Consider the following 17,542-nt stretch of genomic DNA (forward strand, 5'->3'; position numbering starts at 1 on the left):
CTATTGCAAGCTAATATTTTCTAAGCTGTAGCAGTTTTTCTTACAGGAATAATACTAGGTATTATAAATCCTACTAATGCAGGTAATAACCAGCCAAATCCTTTAGAGTATAGTGGAAGTAAAGAAACAAAGTTTTCTAATCCAGGTATAAAACCAGCTAAAGTTATTAATATACTGAATGTTAAAGTAACATATACAGTAACTTTAGGAGTAAGTGGATTAGTTATTCTCTTATGGAATAGATTTAATAATATAAGAACTATTGTTACTGGATATATAATACCAAGTAAAGTAGCTGATAATGATATTATGTTATCTAATCCTATGCTAGCAACGAATATACTTGTTATAGTCATTAATATAACATTGAATTTATATGGTAGCTTTCCATTAGAAACTCTTTCAAAGAAGCTTCCGCCAGCAGAAAGTAATCCTATTGATGTTGTTAAGCAAGCTAATGCCATTGATATTCCTATTAATATTGCTCCTGCATGTCCTAGAATACTTTCAGCTACGAAAAGTAATAATTGAGAATTTGATAAATCTAAAGCTTGGTTTCCAGTATGAGCACCAAGGAATATTAATCCACCATAAATTATTGCCAAACCTCCGATTGCAATAACTGCAGCTTTAATAAGTATTTTAAAACTAGATTTACCAGTATATCCTTTAGCTTTTATTGAACCTAATATTATTGAAGAGAATATAACAGCTGCAATTGCATCCATTGTTTGATATCCTTCAAGTAATGATATAGAAAGAGCATCAGGAGTATATGATGTTGTTAAGGCATCTATTGGATTAAGAACTCCTTTAGCTATTAAGAAAAATAATATTGCTAATAATATAGGAGTTAAGAATTTACCTAAAACATCTATAACTTTTGATGGCTTTAATACAAATATTAAGTTTATTAAGAAGTAAGCAACTATTATTGCAAAATAATTTATGTTAGGGAAGTTAGGGGCAAAAGCCAATTCATATGTAGTAGCCGCTGTTCTTGGTATAGCCAATAATGGTCCTATAAGTATAAACAAGGCTATTGAATATATTAATGAGAACTTCTTACCAACTTTATCTCCGAATAATTCAAATTTTCCGTTAACTCTCATTGAAGATAGTATTCCAAGTAGAGGAACACCAACACCAGTTATTATAAAGCCTATAATACCTAAGTAGTAGTCAGGTCCTAAATTTCTTCCTAAAAAAGGAGGGAAAATAAGGTTACCTGCACCTAAAAACATTGAAAATAATGCAAAGCCGATTACTAAAAAGTCTGATCTTTTGTTATTCATAATACACCTCATCTTTCTGAAATAATTAAATTAAATTTCGTAACAATTTTCTATAATATTTCATTATTATTCTTTGAGTAATTTTTAATTTTATTTATAAAAGTTATAATAATATATTATCACAATGTTAAATAAAATCAATAAAAATATTTTATAAATGAAATAATAAGAATATAAAATTGATAAATTAATAAAAAAATAAAGAAAATATTGATTTAATGTTAATGTGGGCGTTTAGCGCATATAGATAATTTCTAACTTATCAATAATTTAATAAAAGAAATATTCTTGACTAAAAGTAAAAAAATGATAAAATAACATTAAAGTTAATATAAAATATCTATGAAAAGAATTAGTAGGCTTAAAACCAGACTTACAGAGAGTCATATGTTGCTGAGAGTATGATAGTTATGATTAAGTTGAATGGATCTTTGAGGTGTTTAGAGGAATTTTTAGTATTCTAAATCGTAATCCTTACGTTACAAGGTAGAGATGCAAAGAGTTTATCTTTGTAATATTAGGTGGTACCACGATATATTCGTCCTATAAGTCTTTATGGCTTATAGGACTTTTTTATTTTTAAATTAATAAATAAGATGATCTATTTAAAGTTTTTAAATAACGTAGATTTAATTAAGAGCTTTATTCAAGAAAAATAAGTTAAATTTTATATAGTAATTAAAATAAGGGAGGTGTATCTGTCTCTTGATATAATTTTATGTTTTAGTATAGAGACAGAGTAGTAATGGAAGATAAGAAAAAAATTATTTTTAGTGGAATAAAACCATCAGGTGATTTAACATTAGGAAATTATCTAGGAGCCATAAAAAACTGGACTAAATTACAAGAGGAATATGACTGTTATTTCTGTGTTGTTGATTTACATGCAATAACAGTAAAACAATTACCAGCTGATTTAAGAAGAAGAACTTTAGAAGTTTTAGCTATATACATAGCATCAGGTATAAAACCAGAAGAAAACACTTTATTTATCCAATCACATGTACCAGCTCATTCAGAGGCTTCATGGCTTTTAACATGTAATTCATACATGGGTGAATTAAGTAGAATGACTCAATATAAAGATAAATCAAAGAAAATGGGAGATTCAATAGGAGCAGGATTATTTAATTACCCAGTTCTTATGGCAGCAGATATACTTTTATACAATGCAGATCTTGTACCAGTGGGAAAAGATCAAATGCAACATTTAGAGCTTGCAAGAGATATAGCTACTAGATTTAATAATACGTATAGTCCAACATTCACTATACCAGATGGATATGTTCCAAAAGAAGGAGCAAAAATAATGGACTTACAAGATCCAAGCAAAAAGATGTCCAAATCAGATGCTAATCCAAATGGTTTCATATTAATAATGGATGAACCTAATGTTATAAGAAAGAAAATTTCAAGAGCAGTAACAGATAGTATTGGGGTTGTAAACTATACTGATGAACAGCCAGGAGTAAAGAATTTAATCAATATTCTTTGTGCGATAAAAGGAAATACTCCAGAAGAGGTTGTTGAAATGTATAATGGAAAAGGATATGCTGACTTCAAAAAGGATGTTGGAGATGCAATAGTTGAGGAATTAGCGCCAGTTCAAGAAAAAGTTAAGGCTTTATTAAGTGATAAAAAAGCTTTAGAAGAAATATATAAGAGTGGTGCAGAAAAAGCAAATTATACTGCAATGAAAACATTAAGAAAAATGCAAAAGAAAATAGGATTAATCCCAAGATAGGAATTAATAGCTTTATTAAGTAAAGGTTCACTAGATATAGCTTAGTAATTATTGAATTTCGTGAAGAATTTATATTCATTCTGCCATAAATATAACTAAGGCTTCGAAACGCCCATTGGTAAAACAGTCTCAGCCTTTTAATGTTATATTTATTAAAGAATAAATGAAATTCTAATCACTTATTTAAATATTACTTTAGTTATATCTAGTGATTTTTTATACAGAAAAATTCATATTTTCTTTAATTTGTAAAAATGCTATAATAAAGAAAATGAACAAATTGTGAAGTTTGATTTGGGAGAACTTACTTTTAGAAGGGTAAACAAAGGAGTATTTTATGATTGGCAGATTAATTATGTGTATTTTAATATTAGGTGGATTGATTATTTATAGGAATAATCAATTAAAAGCTATTAAATTAGAAAAGAAAAAAACAGATTCAAAAGGTATTAGTTTATTATATGATAAACTATCAAACGTATTAACAATATTTTTTGCTTTTGATTTGGTAATTGGAGTTATGGCAAGGGAACCTGATAATCTTACATCAATTATATGGAGATTATTAACTATTATTTTTTGTGTTGGAATGGTTATATATACTACAAAGGAAAATATTAAAAGTACTATTATTATAAGAAAGAATGATTTTGTTCTTTTTGTAAATGGAGAGAAAACGTTAAATTTTAAAGATGTTAAAGAAATTAGCATAAATAATACAGCTAATAGATATGTTTATTTAATTACTATATTTTTAAATAATGGCGAAGAATATAAAATTAAAGGACGAGATCAATATGAAATGAATAAAGTGGTAAGATTAATAAATGAAAAGACTAGTCATCAAGTTTTGGGAAAAGAAGAATTAGTAAAAGTATAGGGGGAAAGTAAAGGTTTTTCTAGATATAAAAGTTGTTAAGAACTATGTTTTAAGGGGTATAGTGACTAAATAATATTAATACTTTTAAATTTAATTAGTGAAGAGGATAATTTACTAAAAGGAATAAATAAAGCTTTTATAGTAATATGAAAGAATTAAGAGGGGGAATTGGGATGCCACCATTAAGTTTGCTTATTAAGCCAGCTTCAAGTGCATGTAATTTAAAATGTACTTATTGCTTTTATCATTCTTTAAGCGAGAGTAGAGAAGTTAAGAGTTATGGAATTATGAGAGAAGAAGTTTTAGAAAATATGGTCAAGAGAGTTTTAAATGAGGCAGATGAACATTGTAGTTTTGCTTTTCAGGGAGGAGAACCGACCTTAGCAGGACTAGAATTTTTTGAAAAGTTAACTGGATTTCAGAAAAAGTATAATCATAAGAGGTTAAAAATATATAATAGTATACAAACAAATGGAACTTTAATAGATGAAAAGTGGGCAAAATTTTTAAGTGAGAACAATTTTCTTGTGGGATTATCTATTGATGGTCCAAAAGAAATACATAATTTAAATAGAAAAGATTGCTTAGGGCTAGATACTTTTAATAAAGTAGAAAAGACAGCAGAATTATTTAAAAAGTATAATGTTGAATTCAATATACTTTGTGTTGTTACATCTAATACAGCAAAACATGTGAAAAAAGTCTACAAATATTTCAAGGAAAAAGATTTTAAGTTTCTCCAATTTATAAACTGTTTAGATCCATTATACGAAGAATGGGGAAGTTACAAATATTCATTAAAACCTAAAGATTATAGTAAGTTTTTAAAAGAGCTGTTTGATGAATGGTACAAAGATTTTATGAATGGAAATAGAATAAGTATAAGATATTTTGATAGCTTATTAGAAACTATGATATTTGGAAAATCATCATCTTGTGGAATGAATGGTACATGCACTTGTCAATTTGTAATTGAAAGTGATGGTGGAGTATATCCATGTGATTTTTACGTTTTAGACAAATGGAAGCTTGGGAATATAGAAGATATTACAATGAAAGAACTTTTTGAAACAAAGACTAATCACGAATTTATAAAATCATCATTTAAAATAGATGAAGAGTGTAAAAAATGTAGATGGTTCACACTTTGTAAAGGTGGATGTAGAAGATGTAGAGATTCAAAAGAAGATTCAGAATTAGATTTAAACTACTATTGCCAAAGTTACAAAGATTTCTTTGAGTACGCATTACCAAGATTAATAAATGTAGCTAATACTATAAAATAATAATTAAGCTAGTTTTTTAGTCATTAATTTATAAAAGTTATTAATAGTATGAATAGAATATCTGAATAAGCTTTAGAATTTAAGCAATTATGTAGTGGGATTTACTTTAAGAAGTTGAGACTGTTTGACCGAAGGGAGTTTCGAATCTTTAGTAAATAACACGTAGTAATTGCTATAATTTCTTAGTGAAATTCAGTAATTCTCGGAATATATTCATAACTTTTATTATAAGTGCTAATAGGCATAAAAGGTTAAAATGGATTCCTATTCTATTTTAGCCTTTATTTTTTTATTAACATGGACTTAACTTTAGCATAATTTCCTTTTAACTTTGAGAAGATAATATAAGAGTGTACTCAATATTAACTGAGATTTGGGAGGGAAATTAAATATGTTTAAGAAGAGATTAATAGCAATTATAGGAACTATATTTATAGGTGCAACAGCAATGGTAGGATGTACTTCTTCAGGTGGGGCAACTAAATCTTCAAATGTAGTAAGCGTATCAGGCTCAACTTCTGTAGGACCAGTTATGGAAGCTGAAGCTGAAGCATTTAAAACTAAAAAGCCAGATGTTGCTATAGAAATAAATCAAATAGGTTCATCAGCAGGAATAAAAAATGCTATGGAGGGAGTTTCACAAATAGGTATGGCTTCTCGTGATCTTAAGGCAGAAGAAAAGCAAGCTGGACTTAAAGAAGTAGAAATAGCTTATGATGGAATAGCATTAATAACTAATAAAAATAATCCAGTTAAAGATTTGACTATAGCTCAAATAAAAGATATATATACAGGCAAAATAACAAATTGGAAAGACGTAGGTGGGAAGGATACACCAATAGTAGTTGTTTCAAGAGAAGATGGATCAGGAACAAGAGATGCTTTCCAAGAGATAGTAGGATTTAAAGCAGAAGAATTAACTGTAAATTCTCAAATATCAGATGGATCAGGTAACATAAAATCATTAGTTGAAGGAAATGAGAATGCTATTGGATACATATCATTTAGTTATGTAGATGATACTGTAAGTGCATTAAAGGTTGATGGAGTAGAAGCAACACCAGAAAATGTTTTAAACAAATCTTACAAAGTTTCAAGACCTTTCTTAGTTGTTTATAAGGAAGATGTTTTAACAGAATCAGGCAAGAGTTTTATAGATTTTATATTAAGTGAAGAAGGGCAAGATATAGTTGCTAAAGAGCACTTAATAAAAGTTAAATAGTTCGCTTATATATTTAATATACATTTATCCTAAGGATAACTTAAAGCTATCCTTAGGATTTTTTTAAGTTTTTTACATAGATTTAACATAGAAATAATATTAACTTAACCTAGTAAGAATATCATTAATCTTGTAAGCGAAATAAAAATATAAAGATAAATAAAAATTATAATTAGATTTTAAATGTATATTAAATTGATATAAGCGGAGGACAAAAATGAATAGGAGAAGAGTAATAGTTGCCTTAAGTAGTATTTTAGCAATGGGATTTTTAATGACAGGCTGTGGAGAAGGATCAAGAGCAAATATAGTAAAAATTTCAGGTTCCAGTTCAGTAGGGCCAGTTATTGAGGTTGAGGCTGAAGCATTTAAAAATGAAATGCCTGATGTAACTGTTGAGATAAATCAATTAGGTTCATCAGCAGGGATAAAAGATGCTATAAATGGAACTGTAGAAATAGGAATTTCATCAAGAGATTTAAAAGAAAAAGAATTAGAGGCTGGAATTAAAGAGAAACCTATTGCCTATGATGGAATGTCAGTAATAGTTAATAATGAAAATCCAGTGCAAAATCTTACCATGGAACAAATAAAAGATATCTATACAGGAAAAATAACTAATTGGAAAGAAGTCGGAGGAGAAGATACTCCAATAGTATTAGTTTCAAGAGAAGATGGATCAGGAACAAGAGATGCTTTCCAAGAAATAGTTGGATTTAATTCAGAACAATTAAATCCAAAAGCTCAAATATCTGATGGGTCAGGAAGCATAAAGACTATGGTAGCAGGAAATAAGAATGCAATAGGATATATATCATTTAGTTATGTAGATGATTCAGTCCATGCAGTTAGTGTTGATGGAGTAAAACCTACAGCAGAAAATGTACAAAACAAAACGTACAAGCTATCAAGACCATTTTTATTAGTTTATAAAGAAAATAATTTAAGCGAAAATTCAAAGAAGTTTATAGATTTTATGATGACTAAAGAAGGACAAGAAATAGTAGAAGAGGAAGGATTAATAAGTGTAGGATAAGCTTATTAATTAAAAAGAATTAATTTGAAAAAAATGCGAAAGATATTATGGAAAGATTATTTTTAGGTGGAGGTAAATATGGAAGCTAAAAGTCAAAATAATAAGAATAAGTACTTTATAGAGAGCTTAACTGAAAAAATATTCTTAGTAAGTGCCTCAATAGCTGTAATAAGCTTACTTTTAATAATAGGATTTGTTTTTTATAAAGGATTAAGACCATTTATAATAGAAGGATATTCTTTTTGGGACTTTATATTTGGGACGCAATGGATACCAAGTGCAAATAAATATGGAATATTGCCTATGATAGTAGCTTCTTTAGGTGCTACAATAGGATCGTTAATAATAGGAGTACCTATAGGAATATTAACAGCAATATTCATAGCAGAGATAGCACCAAAAAAAATAGCAAAAATTATGTCAGGGGCAGTAGAACTTTTAGCTGGAATACCATCTGTTTTATATGGGGTATTTGGATTGGCTGTAATAGTTCCTACAATACAAGATATATTTAACTTACCAAAGGGACAGAGTTTATTAGCTGTAATAATAGTATTAGCGATAATGATGTTACCAACTGTCATCACAGTTTCAGAGACGGCTATAAGAGCTGTACCAAATGCATATAAAGAGGGATCATTAGCTTTAGGAGCATCAAAAACTGAAACAATATTCAAGGTTGTTGTACCGGCAGCAAAGTCAGGCATAATGACAGGTGTAGTATTAGGTATAGGCAGGGCTATTGGAGAAACAATGGCAGTTATATTAGTGGCAGGTAATACACCAGTTATTCCAAGTTCTATAATGGATAGTGTAAGACCACTTACAACTAACATAGCTTTAGAGATGGGATATGCTTTTGGAACTCATCAAGAAATGTTATTTGCAACAGGAGTAGTATTATTTACATTCATATTAATACTAAACTTAGTGCTAAGTAAACTTTCCAATAAGGGTGGTAAATAAATATGAGAAAAGTTAAAGATAATATATTAAATGGATTAGTTTGGTTATCAGCAGCCTTTACAATTGGAATCCTTGTAATAATATTAGGATTTATATTTGTAAAGGGTATAGGAAAAATAAATTTAACATTCTTAACAAGTAATTATTCAGCAAGTGGTGGTGGAATATTACCAATGATAGTGACAACACTATGGACTGTCTTACTTTCATTAGCGGTAGCTACACCAATAGGAGTTTTAGCTGCTGTTTACTTACAAGAATATGCTAAACAAGGAAAAATGGTTAAATTTATAAGATTTGCTACTGAGAGTTTAGCTGGAATACCTTCAATAGTTTATGGATTATTCGGTGGTATATTCTTTGTAGTAGCTTTAAAGATGGGATATTCAATTTTAGCAGGTTCATTAACAGTATCAATAATAATCTTACCTGTAATAATTAGAACAACAGAGGAGGCATTAAAAACAGTGCCTGAATCATATAGAGAAGCTTCATTAGGATTAGGAGCCACAAAGTTTCAAACTTTATATAAAGTAATATTACCAAGTGCAATGCCTGGAATACTTTCAGGAGTAATATTATCAATTGGACGTATAATTGGAGAGTCAGCAGCTATATTACTTACTGCTGGAACTGTTGCACAAATGCCAAAGGGAATTTTCTCAAGCGCAAGAACACTTACAGTTCAAGCTTATCTTGTAACAAAAGAAAAGGGAGATATAGAAACAGCGGCTGCAGTTGGAATAGTGCTTATAGTTATAATACTAGCATTAAATATTTCAGCTAAGTTAATAGCTAAAAAATTCAATAAGGCAAACTATTAATTTAAGGTGGTATTAAGATGAGTGATAAAAAAACAAAAATTCAAGTAAGAGATTTAGATTTATTTTATGCAAGTAATAATGCTTTAAAAAAGATTAATATAGATATAAAAGAAAATGAAGTTACCGCATTAATCGGTCCTTCAGGATGTGGTAAATCAACTTTCCTTCGTACTTTAAACAGAATGAATGATTTAATTCCTATAGTTAGAATTGAGGGAGAAATTAAAGTTGATGGAAAAGACATATATAAGGATGATGATGTTATAGCACTTCGTACTAAAGTCGGAATGGTATTCCAAAAGCCTAATCTTTTCCCAATGAGTATATATGATAATGTTGCTTATGGACCAAGAATACATGGAATAAAAGATAAGAAGGTTCTAGATAAAATTGTTGAGGAAAGCTTGAGAGATGCTGCAATATGGGATGAAGTTAAAAATAGACTTAAATCATCTGCATTAGGTCTTTCTGGAGGACAGCAACAAAGAATATGTATTGCTAGAGCAATAGCTATGAATCCAGAAATAATTCTTATGGATGAACCAACATCAGCTCTAGATCCAATATCAACATTAAAGGTAGAAGAGCTTATAAGAAAGCTTGAAGATAAATATACTATAGTAATAGTAACACACAACATGCAACAAGCAGCACGTATATCAGATAAGACAGCATTCTTCTTAAATGGAGAACTTGTAGAGTTTGATGATACCAATACAATATTCACGAATCCAAGAGATAAGAGAACAGAGGATTATATAACTGGTAGATTCGGTTAAAATTATAAAAGGGGTGATTATAAAAAATGAGTATAGATGATTTAAGGATGAGTATAAAAGAATTAAAAGTTGAAACTAAGCAAATGATGGAACTATGCGAGATAGCTATAGAGAAATCAGTAGATTCAATAGTTAATAAGGACTTAAGTCTTGCAAGAGAAGTTATAAAAATGGATGATGAAATAGATAATTTAAGAAATAAAATTGTTGAAAAAACAATAGAGCTTACAGCTTTAAAACAACCTATGGCTAAGGATTTAAGAAATATTTATGCTTTATCAACAATATCTACTGATCTTGAAAGAATAGGTGATTATTCAGTTAATATAGCTATGGAAACAATAAAAATAGATAATGAAGACCATATTACAGGCATGGTTGGTATACCTAAAATGAAATCAGTTTGTTTAAATATGTTAAAAGATGCTAAGAATGCTTTAGATAGCAATGAAACAAAATTAGCTTATGATGCAGCATTAGAGGATAACATTGTTGATGATTTATACAATGATGTGTATGTAGATTTATTATCAGCAATGCACAAAGATCCTAAGAATATAAACCAAGGGGTTAAGTTAATATTTGTTGCTAGATATTTGGAGAGAATAGGGGATCACATAACAAATGTTTGTGAGAACATAGTTTACGCCATAAAAGGTGATATGACTGAACTAGGATAATAATCTAAAGATATATCATGTAATGGTATATCTTTTTTTGTTTTTAATATTATGATAAGCTATAAAATAGAGTAGTGTTTTGGGTAAAGGAGGGACAGAATATGACCAGTAAAAAAGTCCTAATAGTAGATGATGAGGAACATATTAGAGAACTTATAAAATTTAATTTAAAAAAAGAAGGGTATGATACAGAAGTAGCTGTTAATGGAACTGAAGCACTAAGGATTATAAAAGAAACCAAATTTGATTTAATACTTTTAGATTTAATGTTACCAGAAGTTGATGGATTAGAAGTTTGTAAAGAAATAAGAAGAAATGAAGAAACTTCAGATATTCCAGTAATGATGATTACAGCGAAAGGTGAAGAATTTGATAAAGTATTAGGATTAGAACTTGGAGCAGATGATTATATAACAAAGCCATTTTCAATTAGAGAGCTTATGGCTAGAATAAAGGCTTTACTTAGAAGAAGTAATGTTAAGAAGGAAGAGAATATAATTAAATTTGGAGATGTTGTGGTTAACTTCCAAACAAGAGAAGTAACAAAAGGAACAAAGAATGTGGAGTTAACTTTAAAAGAGTTTGAACTTTTAAAGCTTCTTATAAAGAATAAAGGTAATATATTAACAAGAGAACTTTTATTAGATAAAATATGGGGTTATGAATATATAGGAGAGACAAGAACAGTTGATGTTCACATTAGACACTTACGTAAAAAAATTGAAAGTGATGACAAAAACCCTCAATTTATTCAAACCATAAGAGGTGTAGGATATAAGTTTACAAGCAATGAATAATATATTGATTGTTCATTTAGGATTATTATTAATTTTCAAAGGAATATATAATAAATTTTTTAAGAACTTCAAGAGATAGTTAAATATATACTATTTTAAAAATTTAGGTTATGTTTTAAAATAGTGTTGATTATTAGATAGAATTGTAACACTCTCCTAATAAGTAATACTTTGCGAAATTAAGAGCGTTATGAAGAGCTAGCTAACCTAGCTAATAATCAACATTCACTTAAAATAGAGATAAAATTAAAAATAAAACCACTCAGATAATGGCAGAAATCTGAGTGGTTTTTAGCAATGAGAGTTAAATGTTAAATTTATATACATTATTTGTCAAGTTATAAACTTCTTTTAAATCTTTACCTGAAAGTAAATGATTCATTACAATTTCTTTTGAACTATCATAGAGTTCAAAGATTTGCTGAGCTTTTTTTTCTTCTTCATATACTTTCCAATATCTACAAAGCAAGCACTTATTTTTATTACATTCCATAAAGCATTTTACATCTTTAACTGGAATCCCGAGAAAAATACCTAACTCATGAGGACAATGAAAAGTAGAACATCTATTGATTAAATGATTTAAAAGATCATCTAAATTCATTTCTAATTTATAGTCTAGTTTTTCTAGAAAATCCATTGAAGACTTTTTATATATTGTATTCATTAAGTTTATCTCATCATAGATAAGAATAATTTTTGAATTACTAGTTTCTCTAAGTAAAACATATTTTAGTTGAAGATCATTTAAAAAATCTTCACCATACATGTTCCAAAGTTTAAATAAATTATGACCCTGTTTTGAAAGGGTAATGGTAGAAGAAGGCTTAATCCCTGTTATTACAGGAGAAATTAAATATGATATAAAAGTTCTCATGTATTTTTCGTTGTTAAGAGTTTCTAAGAGATTAAGAAATTGATTATTCATTTCCTTACTTCCACCTTTCTTTTAAATAAGTATAATTTAATTAAAGTGCTTTACCAGCATCTTTACATTTATCTATATCTTGCCCTTCAGGAATATTATTAACTATTAGTGTATTAATTATACTTGCGCCGTAATCTTCCATTCTATCTTTCCAAGTATCCATCCATTCACCAGTTCCCCAGTCATATGAACCAAATAATAGAGTAGGTTTTCCAGATACAAGTCCTGAAATTTCTTCAACAAATGGATCCATTTCTCCTTCTTCTATTACTTCACATCCCATAGCTGGTGATCCTAAAGCTAATACATCACATTCTTCAACATCAAGAGTAGATGCATCTGAAACATTTAAAAGTTTTACCTCTAAACCATTTTCTTTAGCTCCTTCCGCTATAAGATTAGCCATAGTTTCTGTATTACCAGTTCCTGACCAATAAATAATACTTAATTTTTTCATATATATCACCTCATAAATTTAATATTTATAATTAAAAATGAAAATCAATTTCAATTAGTTTATGTCATTATAGTACAATAATAATATAAAGATGTCAATAATAAATGATAATAATTTTCAATAAACTTTTTGATTAATAAGTTGAATTATTTAAATAGCAGAATTCTAGTATATTAATAAGTAGAGAAATTTTACTAAAAGTTAGAGTTTATGTAATTTTTCTCTGAATTAAATTTAATATTATATGCATAAGAATAATAAATAGAGTTAAGAAGCTTTTTCTTATTTTATAAATAATATAATCTAACTATGTTACATTATATAAATTTGAGATGCCAAATTAAAATCTGAGATTTTCATTTAGAATTAAGCTAAACTTGAAGATTTAGCTAAGAACCAACATTCATCTAAAATATAACTAAATATTAAAATAACTGAGTAAAGTTTAATACTTTGACTCAGTTAATAATAATTAATCAGCTTTTTTTGTGCTACGTTCAATATTTTCTTTTCTTATTTTAAGTTCCTCATTTAATCCTTGAACAAAATATTGAAATCTCATCCTAATACTTTTTTTGTATAAAAATTTATGCATAATATTATTTAGCATACCAAATATTCCCGACACGGTTTGTTCTTCTCTTAGTGTAAGTTGACAGCTAGAGTCATCTATTTTTTTAAATATGTAAGTAGAAGAGTATTCTCCAGTGTCTGTTACTGTTTTAATAGCATAAACTTCATTTTCTTTAAAATCAGTTATTGTTATTGTAGCCTCTGCTTTTTTCTTTGAATAATTACCTATCTCTCTTTTAGTTGTTGTTCCTATTGGATTTTTAGAATTAAATTTCGGAAAATCTCTTTTAGCAGTTTTTATAAATATTGCAAATACCTCTTCAATTGGGTAATCAATTACAGTTTTATTTACGAATTCAAGCATAATTACCTCCTAGAATTTATATATGTGTTATATAAATATGTACTTAATTTTTGAATAATTCTACATATTATAATTATAAAATAATTTAATAGAAAATAATAGAAATTTAAAGATTTTATATTATGTAGTATTAGTAAGTAATAAAAAAGACCACATTTATGTGGTCTTCTTATTATTTTAATTTAAATGAACTTTTTAATGAAACTATTCTGTTGAATACTAAGTTATCATCGCTAGTAAACTTAGGATCAACATTGAAATAACCATGTCTAAATAATTGATATTTATCTTGAACTTTAGCAACTTTAGCACTTGGTTCAATGAATCCATTACATACAGTTAATGAGTTAGGATTTATTTGCTCAAGGAAGTGCTTTCCTTCATTTTCTTCACAATCATCTAAGATTAATGGTTCATATAATCTGAATTCAGCTGGGATACAGTTGTTAGCATCAACCCAGTGAATAGTTCCTTTAACTTTTCTTCCAGTAAATCCAGTTCCACTCTTAGTTTCTGGGTCATAAGTACAGTGGATTTCTGTAACTTCACCATTTTCATCTTTTATAACTTCATTACACTTAACAAAATAAGCACCTTTTAATCTTACTTCGTTTCCAGGGAATAATCTGAAATATTTCTTTGGAGGATTTTCCATAAAATCTTCTTTTTCTATATAAAGCTCTCTTGAGAATGTAACAGCTCTTTTTCCTGCTGATTCATCTTTAGGATTATTTTCTATTTCAAGAACTTCTGATTCTCCCTCAGGATAGTTTGTTATAACTAATTTAAGTGGGTTTATAACAGCCATAGCTCTTGGAGCAGTTTCTTGAAGGTCTTCTCTTATGAAATGCTCAAGCATTTGAGAATCAACTGTAGAATCTGCTTTAGCAACACCTATAGCCTTACAGAAGTTTCTTATTGACTTAGGAGTATAACCTCTTCTTCTAAGTCCGGCAACAGTAGGCATTCTTGGATCATCCCATCCGTCAACTATACCTTCGTCAACTAATTGCTTTAATTTTCTCTTACTCATAACAGTGTTTGTGATATTAAGTCTTGCAAACTCGATTTGTCTTGGAACACTTTCCATTTCACATTCTTTAACGAACCAATCATATAATGGTCTGTGATCAGCAAACTCTAAAGTACAAATAGAGTGAGTTATTCCTTCTATAGCATCTTCTAATGGATGAGCGAAGTCATACATAGGGTAGATACACCATTTATCACCAGTATTATGGTGGCTAGCGTGAGCTATTCTGTAGATTATAGGATCTCTGAAGTTTATGTTTGGTGAACTCATATCTATTTTAGCTCTTAAAACTTTAGAACCATCTTCAAATTCACCTTTTCTCATTCTTTCGAATAAATCTAAGTTTTCTTCAACAGATCTATTTCTATATGGACTTTCTTTACCTGGCTCAGTAAGAGTTCCTCTATATTCCTTGATTTCTTCTGGAGTTAAGTCACAAACATAAGCTTTTCCTTTCTTAATTAAAAGGATAGCTCTTTTATACATTTCATCAAAGTAGTTTGATGCAAAGTGAAGTTCACTCCAATTATATCCTAACCAATTAACATCGTCTTTAATTGATTCAACGTATTCAGTATCCTCTTTAGTAGGGTTAGTATCGTCAAATCTTAGGTTAGTTCTTCCATTGAACTCTTTTCCTAATTCAAAGTTTAAAACTATAGACTTTGCATGACCTATATGTAAATATCCATTAGGCTCAGGTGGAAAACGAGTTATTATTGTATCATGTTTTTTGCTATCTAAATCATCTATTATTATGTTTCTTATAAAATTTGATGAGTGTTCAGCATTTGACATTGTTTATCATCCCTTTTCTCTCATTTTTATATACTCATAAATATACCATAAAAAGCTAAATCTATCTATAATATATTAAAATTTTGAGCATATAGTTTAAAATAAAATATATATAATTAAATTAAAAACTTTAAGATTTATAAAATAAAGTAAAAATATGTATCCTATGGAACTTTTGATACTAAATTAAAGAAAATTTTAGTTTAGTTAAGTTTATTTTATTTATTAAATCTAATTATGAAAAGATACTTCCATACTGAAGTAGAGAAGTGTTTATAAGTATTATAATAAGTGTCTATATAAATCATAAGTTAGATTGCTTTATATAATATTTCCAAATAAAATTAATTTTATGAAATAGAAATAAAAAAAGTTCTGCAGAATGCAGAACTTTTTAATTTATGAATAAACTTGCGTTAATTATCAATTATCTATTCATTTTTTGAGCTTTTCTTGCTTTTCTGCAAGCTGGGCATCTAACTGGATCGTTTTCGAATCCTTTTTCTTTGAAGAACTCTTGCTCTCCTACAGTGAATACGAATTCTTTTCCACAATCTTTACAAACTAAATTCTTATCTTCCATTTCTTTTACCTCCTGTAAAATTTACTAGGTACGTTTGAAATCTATACTATAAAACTAAATTTTACAGGACAGAAATAAAGTACATATCTACTAAATTTTATTTTATATTTAAATTATAACATATAGAAAAAAGAATACAATACTTTTTTATTTCAAATATTTAAATTTCTTGCGCTTAAAATTAGCCATTGTATATATGAGAATTGGGCATATAAAGAACACCACTAAAAGTATGTATTGATAGTATTTTAATAGTATAAAGAGAATGTATATATTCTTAGCTATAAAGTAAGAAAATACATATACTATTATAGAAATCAGTGCTATAAAATTACGCTTATATTTTACTCTATCTTTCCAAATTGTATATAAAGAAAATATGGTTATTAGATATTTAACAACCCAAGATAATATAGAAGAAATCATAACAAAAACATTACCATTCTCTACAAAACCTCCAAAATAAATTCTTTGAGCTTGAACGAACTGAGGATAGAATATATTTGATGCTCTTAAAGAGCCAAATGTTGCTATAAGAATTACGACAAACAAAGCACAAGCAACACATGTTAAAAATATTGTATTCATTGAAACCTTTTTTAGATTCTCTTTATCGTCTATTCTTGGAATAATAGGGAGTACTATAGCCAAACTTGATAAAGAGCCTAATTGGGTTAAGGCACAAAGTGTATATTCTGAAATCCTTCTATCTTTAAATATAGGAAGAAGTAGTGTGTAGTTTACATATTGAATGTTTAGCAATGCTAACATTAAATTTATTGCTATTACGATACTAATTGAGACTATACATATTATAAGTATGCTATTAAATCTATTTTTCCCTATTAGAAACACGGTAATTACAAAGAATAATAAACAATACCATGTTGGTGTTTCAAGAAAAATATTGACGTTTATAGAAGTCGAACTAACAGAAGCCGATTCTATACATACCAATATTAGAGTTAAAGAAAATATTAATATATATATGTTGCCAAAGGTTTTGCCAAGAACAATGTAGCAAGTCTCCTTAAAATCATAGTAGTTTATTTTAGATATTATATTAAAGATATAGAAAGCTACAAAGAAGAAAACAACTCCAGATACTATAGTGAAAATCCAAGAATCTCTTCCCCCTAATTTTATAAATAGTGATGTGTAGTTCACTAAAGATGTACTTATTGCGGCAACAATAAAAAATATAAAATGCCTTGCAGTTAGCTTTTCCAAAGACATCACCTCATTTCTTTTATAATTTCAAAGTTTAGTATTCTCAAAATAATGAATATTAAACATA

Annotated in this window: 17 protein-coding genes and 1 other annotated feature; of the genes, 10 read left to right on the forward strand and 7 right to left on the reverse strand. The window is 28.1% G+C overall.

The genetic code is table 11. The features are described 5' to 3' along the window. Positions 1 to 20: 20 nt before the first annotated feature. Positions 21 to 1,295 (reverse strand): branched-chain amino acid transport system II carrier protein, encoded by a 1,275-nt coding sequence (brnQ, locus tag AC2JAQ_RS02975; protein ID WP_488457833.1) that lies wholly within the window; start codon positions 1,293 to 1,295, stop codon positions 21 to 23. A gap of 333 nt (positions 1,296 to 1,628) precedes the next feature. After that, positions 1,629 to 1,844: a binding site (T-box leader), on the forward strand. Positions 1,845 to 2,040: 196 nt separating this feature from the next. Here brnQ and trpS point away from each other — a divergent pair. From trpS to AC2JAQ_RS03025, 10 genes are all read left to right on the forward strand, one after another. Further along, positions 2,041 to 3,039 carry a tryptophan--tRNA ligase gene (gene trpS, locus AC2JAQ_RS02980; protein WP_488457834.1) on the forward strand — a complete coding sequence of 333 codons (999 nt, stop codon included), beginning with the start codon at positions 2,041 to 2,043 and terminating at the stop codon, positions 3,037 to 3,039. 337 nt (positions 3,040 to 3,376) lie between these two features. Next, a complete protein-coding gene (locus AC2JAQ_RS02985; RefSeq protein WP_488457835.1) occupies positions 3,377 to 3,919 on the forward strand; it encodes a hypothetical protein in 543 nt (180 codons plus the stop codon). 173 nt (positions 3,920 to 4,092) lie between these two features. After that, positions 4,093 to 5,205 carry an anaerobic sulfatase maturase gene (locus AC2JAQ_RS02990; protein ID WP_488457836.1) on the forward strand — a complete coding sequence of 371 codons (1,113 nt, stop codon included), beginning with the start codon at positions 4,093 to 4,095 and terminating at the stop codon, positions 5,203 to 5,205. A gap of 391 nt (positions 5,206 to 5,596) precedes the next feature. Beyond that, positions 5,597 to 6,427: a phosphate ABC transporter substrate-binding protein gene (locus AC2JAQ_RS02995; RefSeq protein ID WP_488457837.1), complete on the forward strand. Its 831-nt coding sequence runs from the start codon at positions 5,597 to 5,599 to the stop codon at positions 6,425 to 6,427. Positions 6,428 to 6,644: 217 nt separating this feature from the next. After that, positions 6,645 to 7,463: a phosphate ABC transporter substrate-binding protein gene (locus AC2JAQ_RS03000; RefSeq protein WP_488457838.1), complete on the forward strand. Its 819-nt coding sequence runs from the start codon at positions 6,645 to 6,647 to the stop codon at positions 7,461 to 7,463. A 78-nt stretch (positions 7,464 to 7,541) separates the two neighbouring features. Continuing rightward, complete coding sequence (gene pstC, locus AC2JAQ_RS03005; RefSeq protein ID WP_488457839.1) at positions 7,542 to 8,429, forward strand: phosphate ABC transporter permease subunit PstC; 888 nt, start codon at positions 7,542 to 7,544, stop codon at positions 8,427 to 8,429. A 2-nt stretch (positions 8,430 to 8,431) separates the two neighbouring features. Next, positions 8,432 to 9,253 (forward strand): phosphate ABC transporter permease PstA, encoded by an 822-nt coding sequence (gene pstA / locus AC2JAQ_RS03010; RefSeq protein ID WP_488457840.1) that lies wholly within the window; start codon positions 8,432 to 8,434, stop codon positions 9,251 to 9,253. Between the two features lie 17 nt (positions 9,254 to 9,270). Next, a complete protein-coding gene (gene pstB, locus AC2JAQ_RS03015; protein ID WP_488457841.1) occupies positions 9,271 to 10,032 on the forward strand; it encodes a phosphate ABC transporter ATP-binding protein PstB in 762 nt (253 codons plus the stop codon). Positions 10,033 to 10,058: 26 nt separating this feature from the next. Next, on the forward strand, positions 10,059 to 10,712 hold the full coding sequence (gene phoU, locus AC2JAQ_RS03020) for a phosphate signaling complex protein PhoU (RefSeq protein WP_488457842.1): 654 nt from the start codon (positions 10,059 to 10,061) through the stop codon (positions 10,710 to 10,712). Between the two features lie 101 nt (positions 10,713 to 10,813). After that, complete coding sequence (locus tag AC2JAQ_RS03025) at positions 10,814 to 11,509, forward strand: response regulator transcription factor (RefSeq protein WP_488457843.1); 696 nt, start codon at positions 10,814 to 10,816, stop codon at positions 11,507 to 11,509. 304 nt (positions 11,510 to 11,813) lie between these two features. Here AC2JAQ_RS03025 and AC2JAQ_RS03030 read toward each other — a convergent pair whose 3' ends face one another. The 6 genes from AC2JAQ_RS03030 to AC2JAQ_RS03055 all read right to left on the reverse strand — a co-directional run bounded on the left by AC2JAQ_RS03030 (position 11,814) and on the right by AC2JAQ_RS03055 (position 17,481). Beyond that, on the reverse strand, positions 11,814 to 12,437 hold the full coding sequence (locus AC2JAQ_RS03030) for a DUF3793 family protein (RefSeq protein ID WP_488457844.1): 624 nt from the start codon (positions 12,435 to 12,437) through the stop codon (positions 11,814 to 11,816). 40 nt (positions 12,438 to 12,477) lie between these two features. Beyond that, the gene (locus AC2JAQ_RS03035; protein ID WP_488457845.1) at positions 12,478 to 12,894 is read right to left on the reverse strand and encodes a flavodoxin; all 417 of its coding nucleotides are present in this window, start codon (positions 12,892 to 12,894) and stop codon (positions 12,478 to 12,480) included. Positions 12,895 to 13,366: 472 nt separating this feature from the next. Next, positions 13,367 to 13,831: a DUF3284 domain-containing protein gene (locus tag AC2JAQ_RS03040; protein ID WP_488457846.1), complete on the reverse strand. Its 465-nt coding sequence runs from the start codon at positions 13,829 to 13,831 to the stop codon at positions 13,367 to 13,369. A 172-nt stretch (positions 13,832 to 14,003) separates the two neighbouring features. After that, the gene (locus AC2JAQ_RS03045; RefSeq protein ID WP_488457847.1) at positions 14,004 to 15,662 is read right to left on the reverse strand and encodes a glutamine--tRNA ligase/YqeY domain fusion protein; all 1,659 of its coding nucleotides are present in this window, start codon (positions 15,660 to 15,662) and stop codon (positions 14,004 to 14,006) included. 427 nt (positions 15,663 to 16,089) lie between these two features. Beyond that, positions 16,090 to 16,245 carry a zinc-ribbon domain-containing protein gene (locus AC2JAQ_RS03050; RefSeq protein WP_003452998.1) on the reverse strand — a complete coding sequence of 52 codons (156 nt, stop codon included), beginning with the start codon at positions 16,243 to 16,245 and terminating at the stop codon, positions 16,090 to 16,092. Between the two features lie 147 nt (positions 16,246 to 16,392). Then, entirely contained in the window at positions 16,393 to 17,481 is a 1,089-nt protein-coding gene (locus AC2JAQ_RS03055; RefSeq protein ID WP_488457848.1) for a GerAB/ArcD/ProY family transporter, read from the reverse strand. Between the last annotated feature and the right edge of the window lie 61 nt (positions 17,482 to 17,542).

The sequence above is a fragment of the Clostridium sp. LIBA-8553 genome (genome assembly GCF_057782465.1).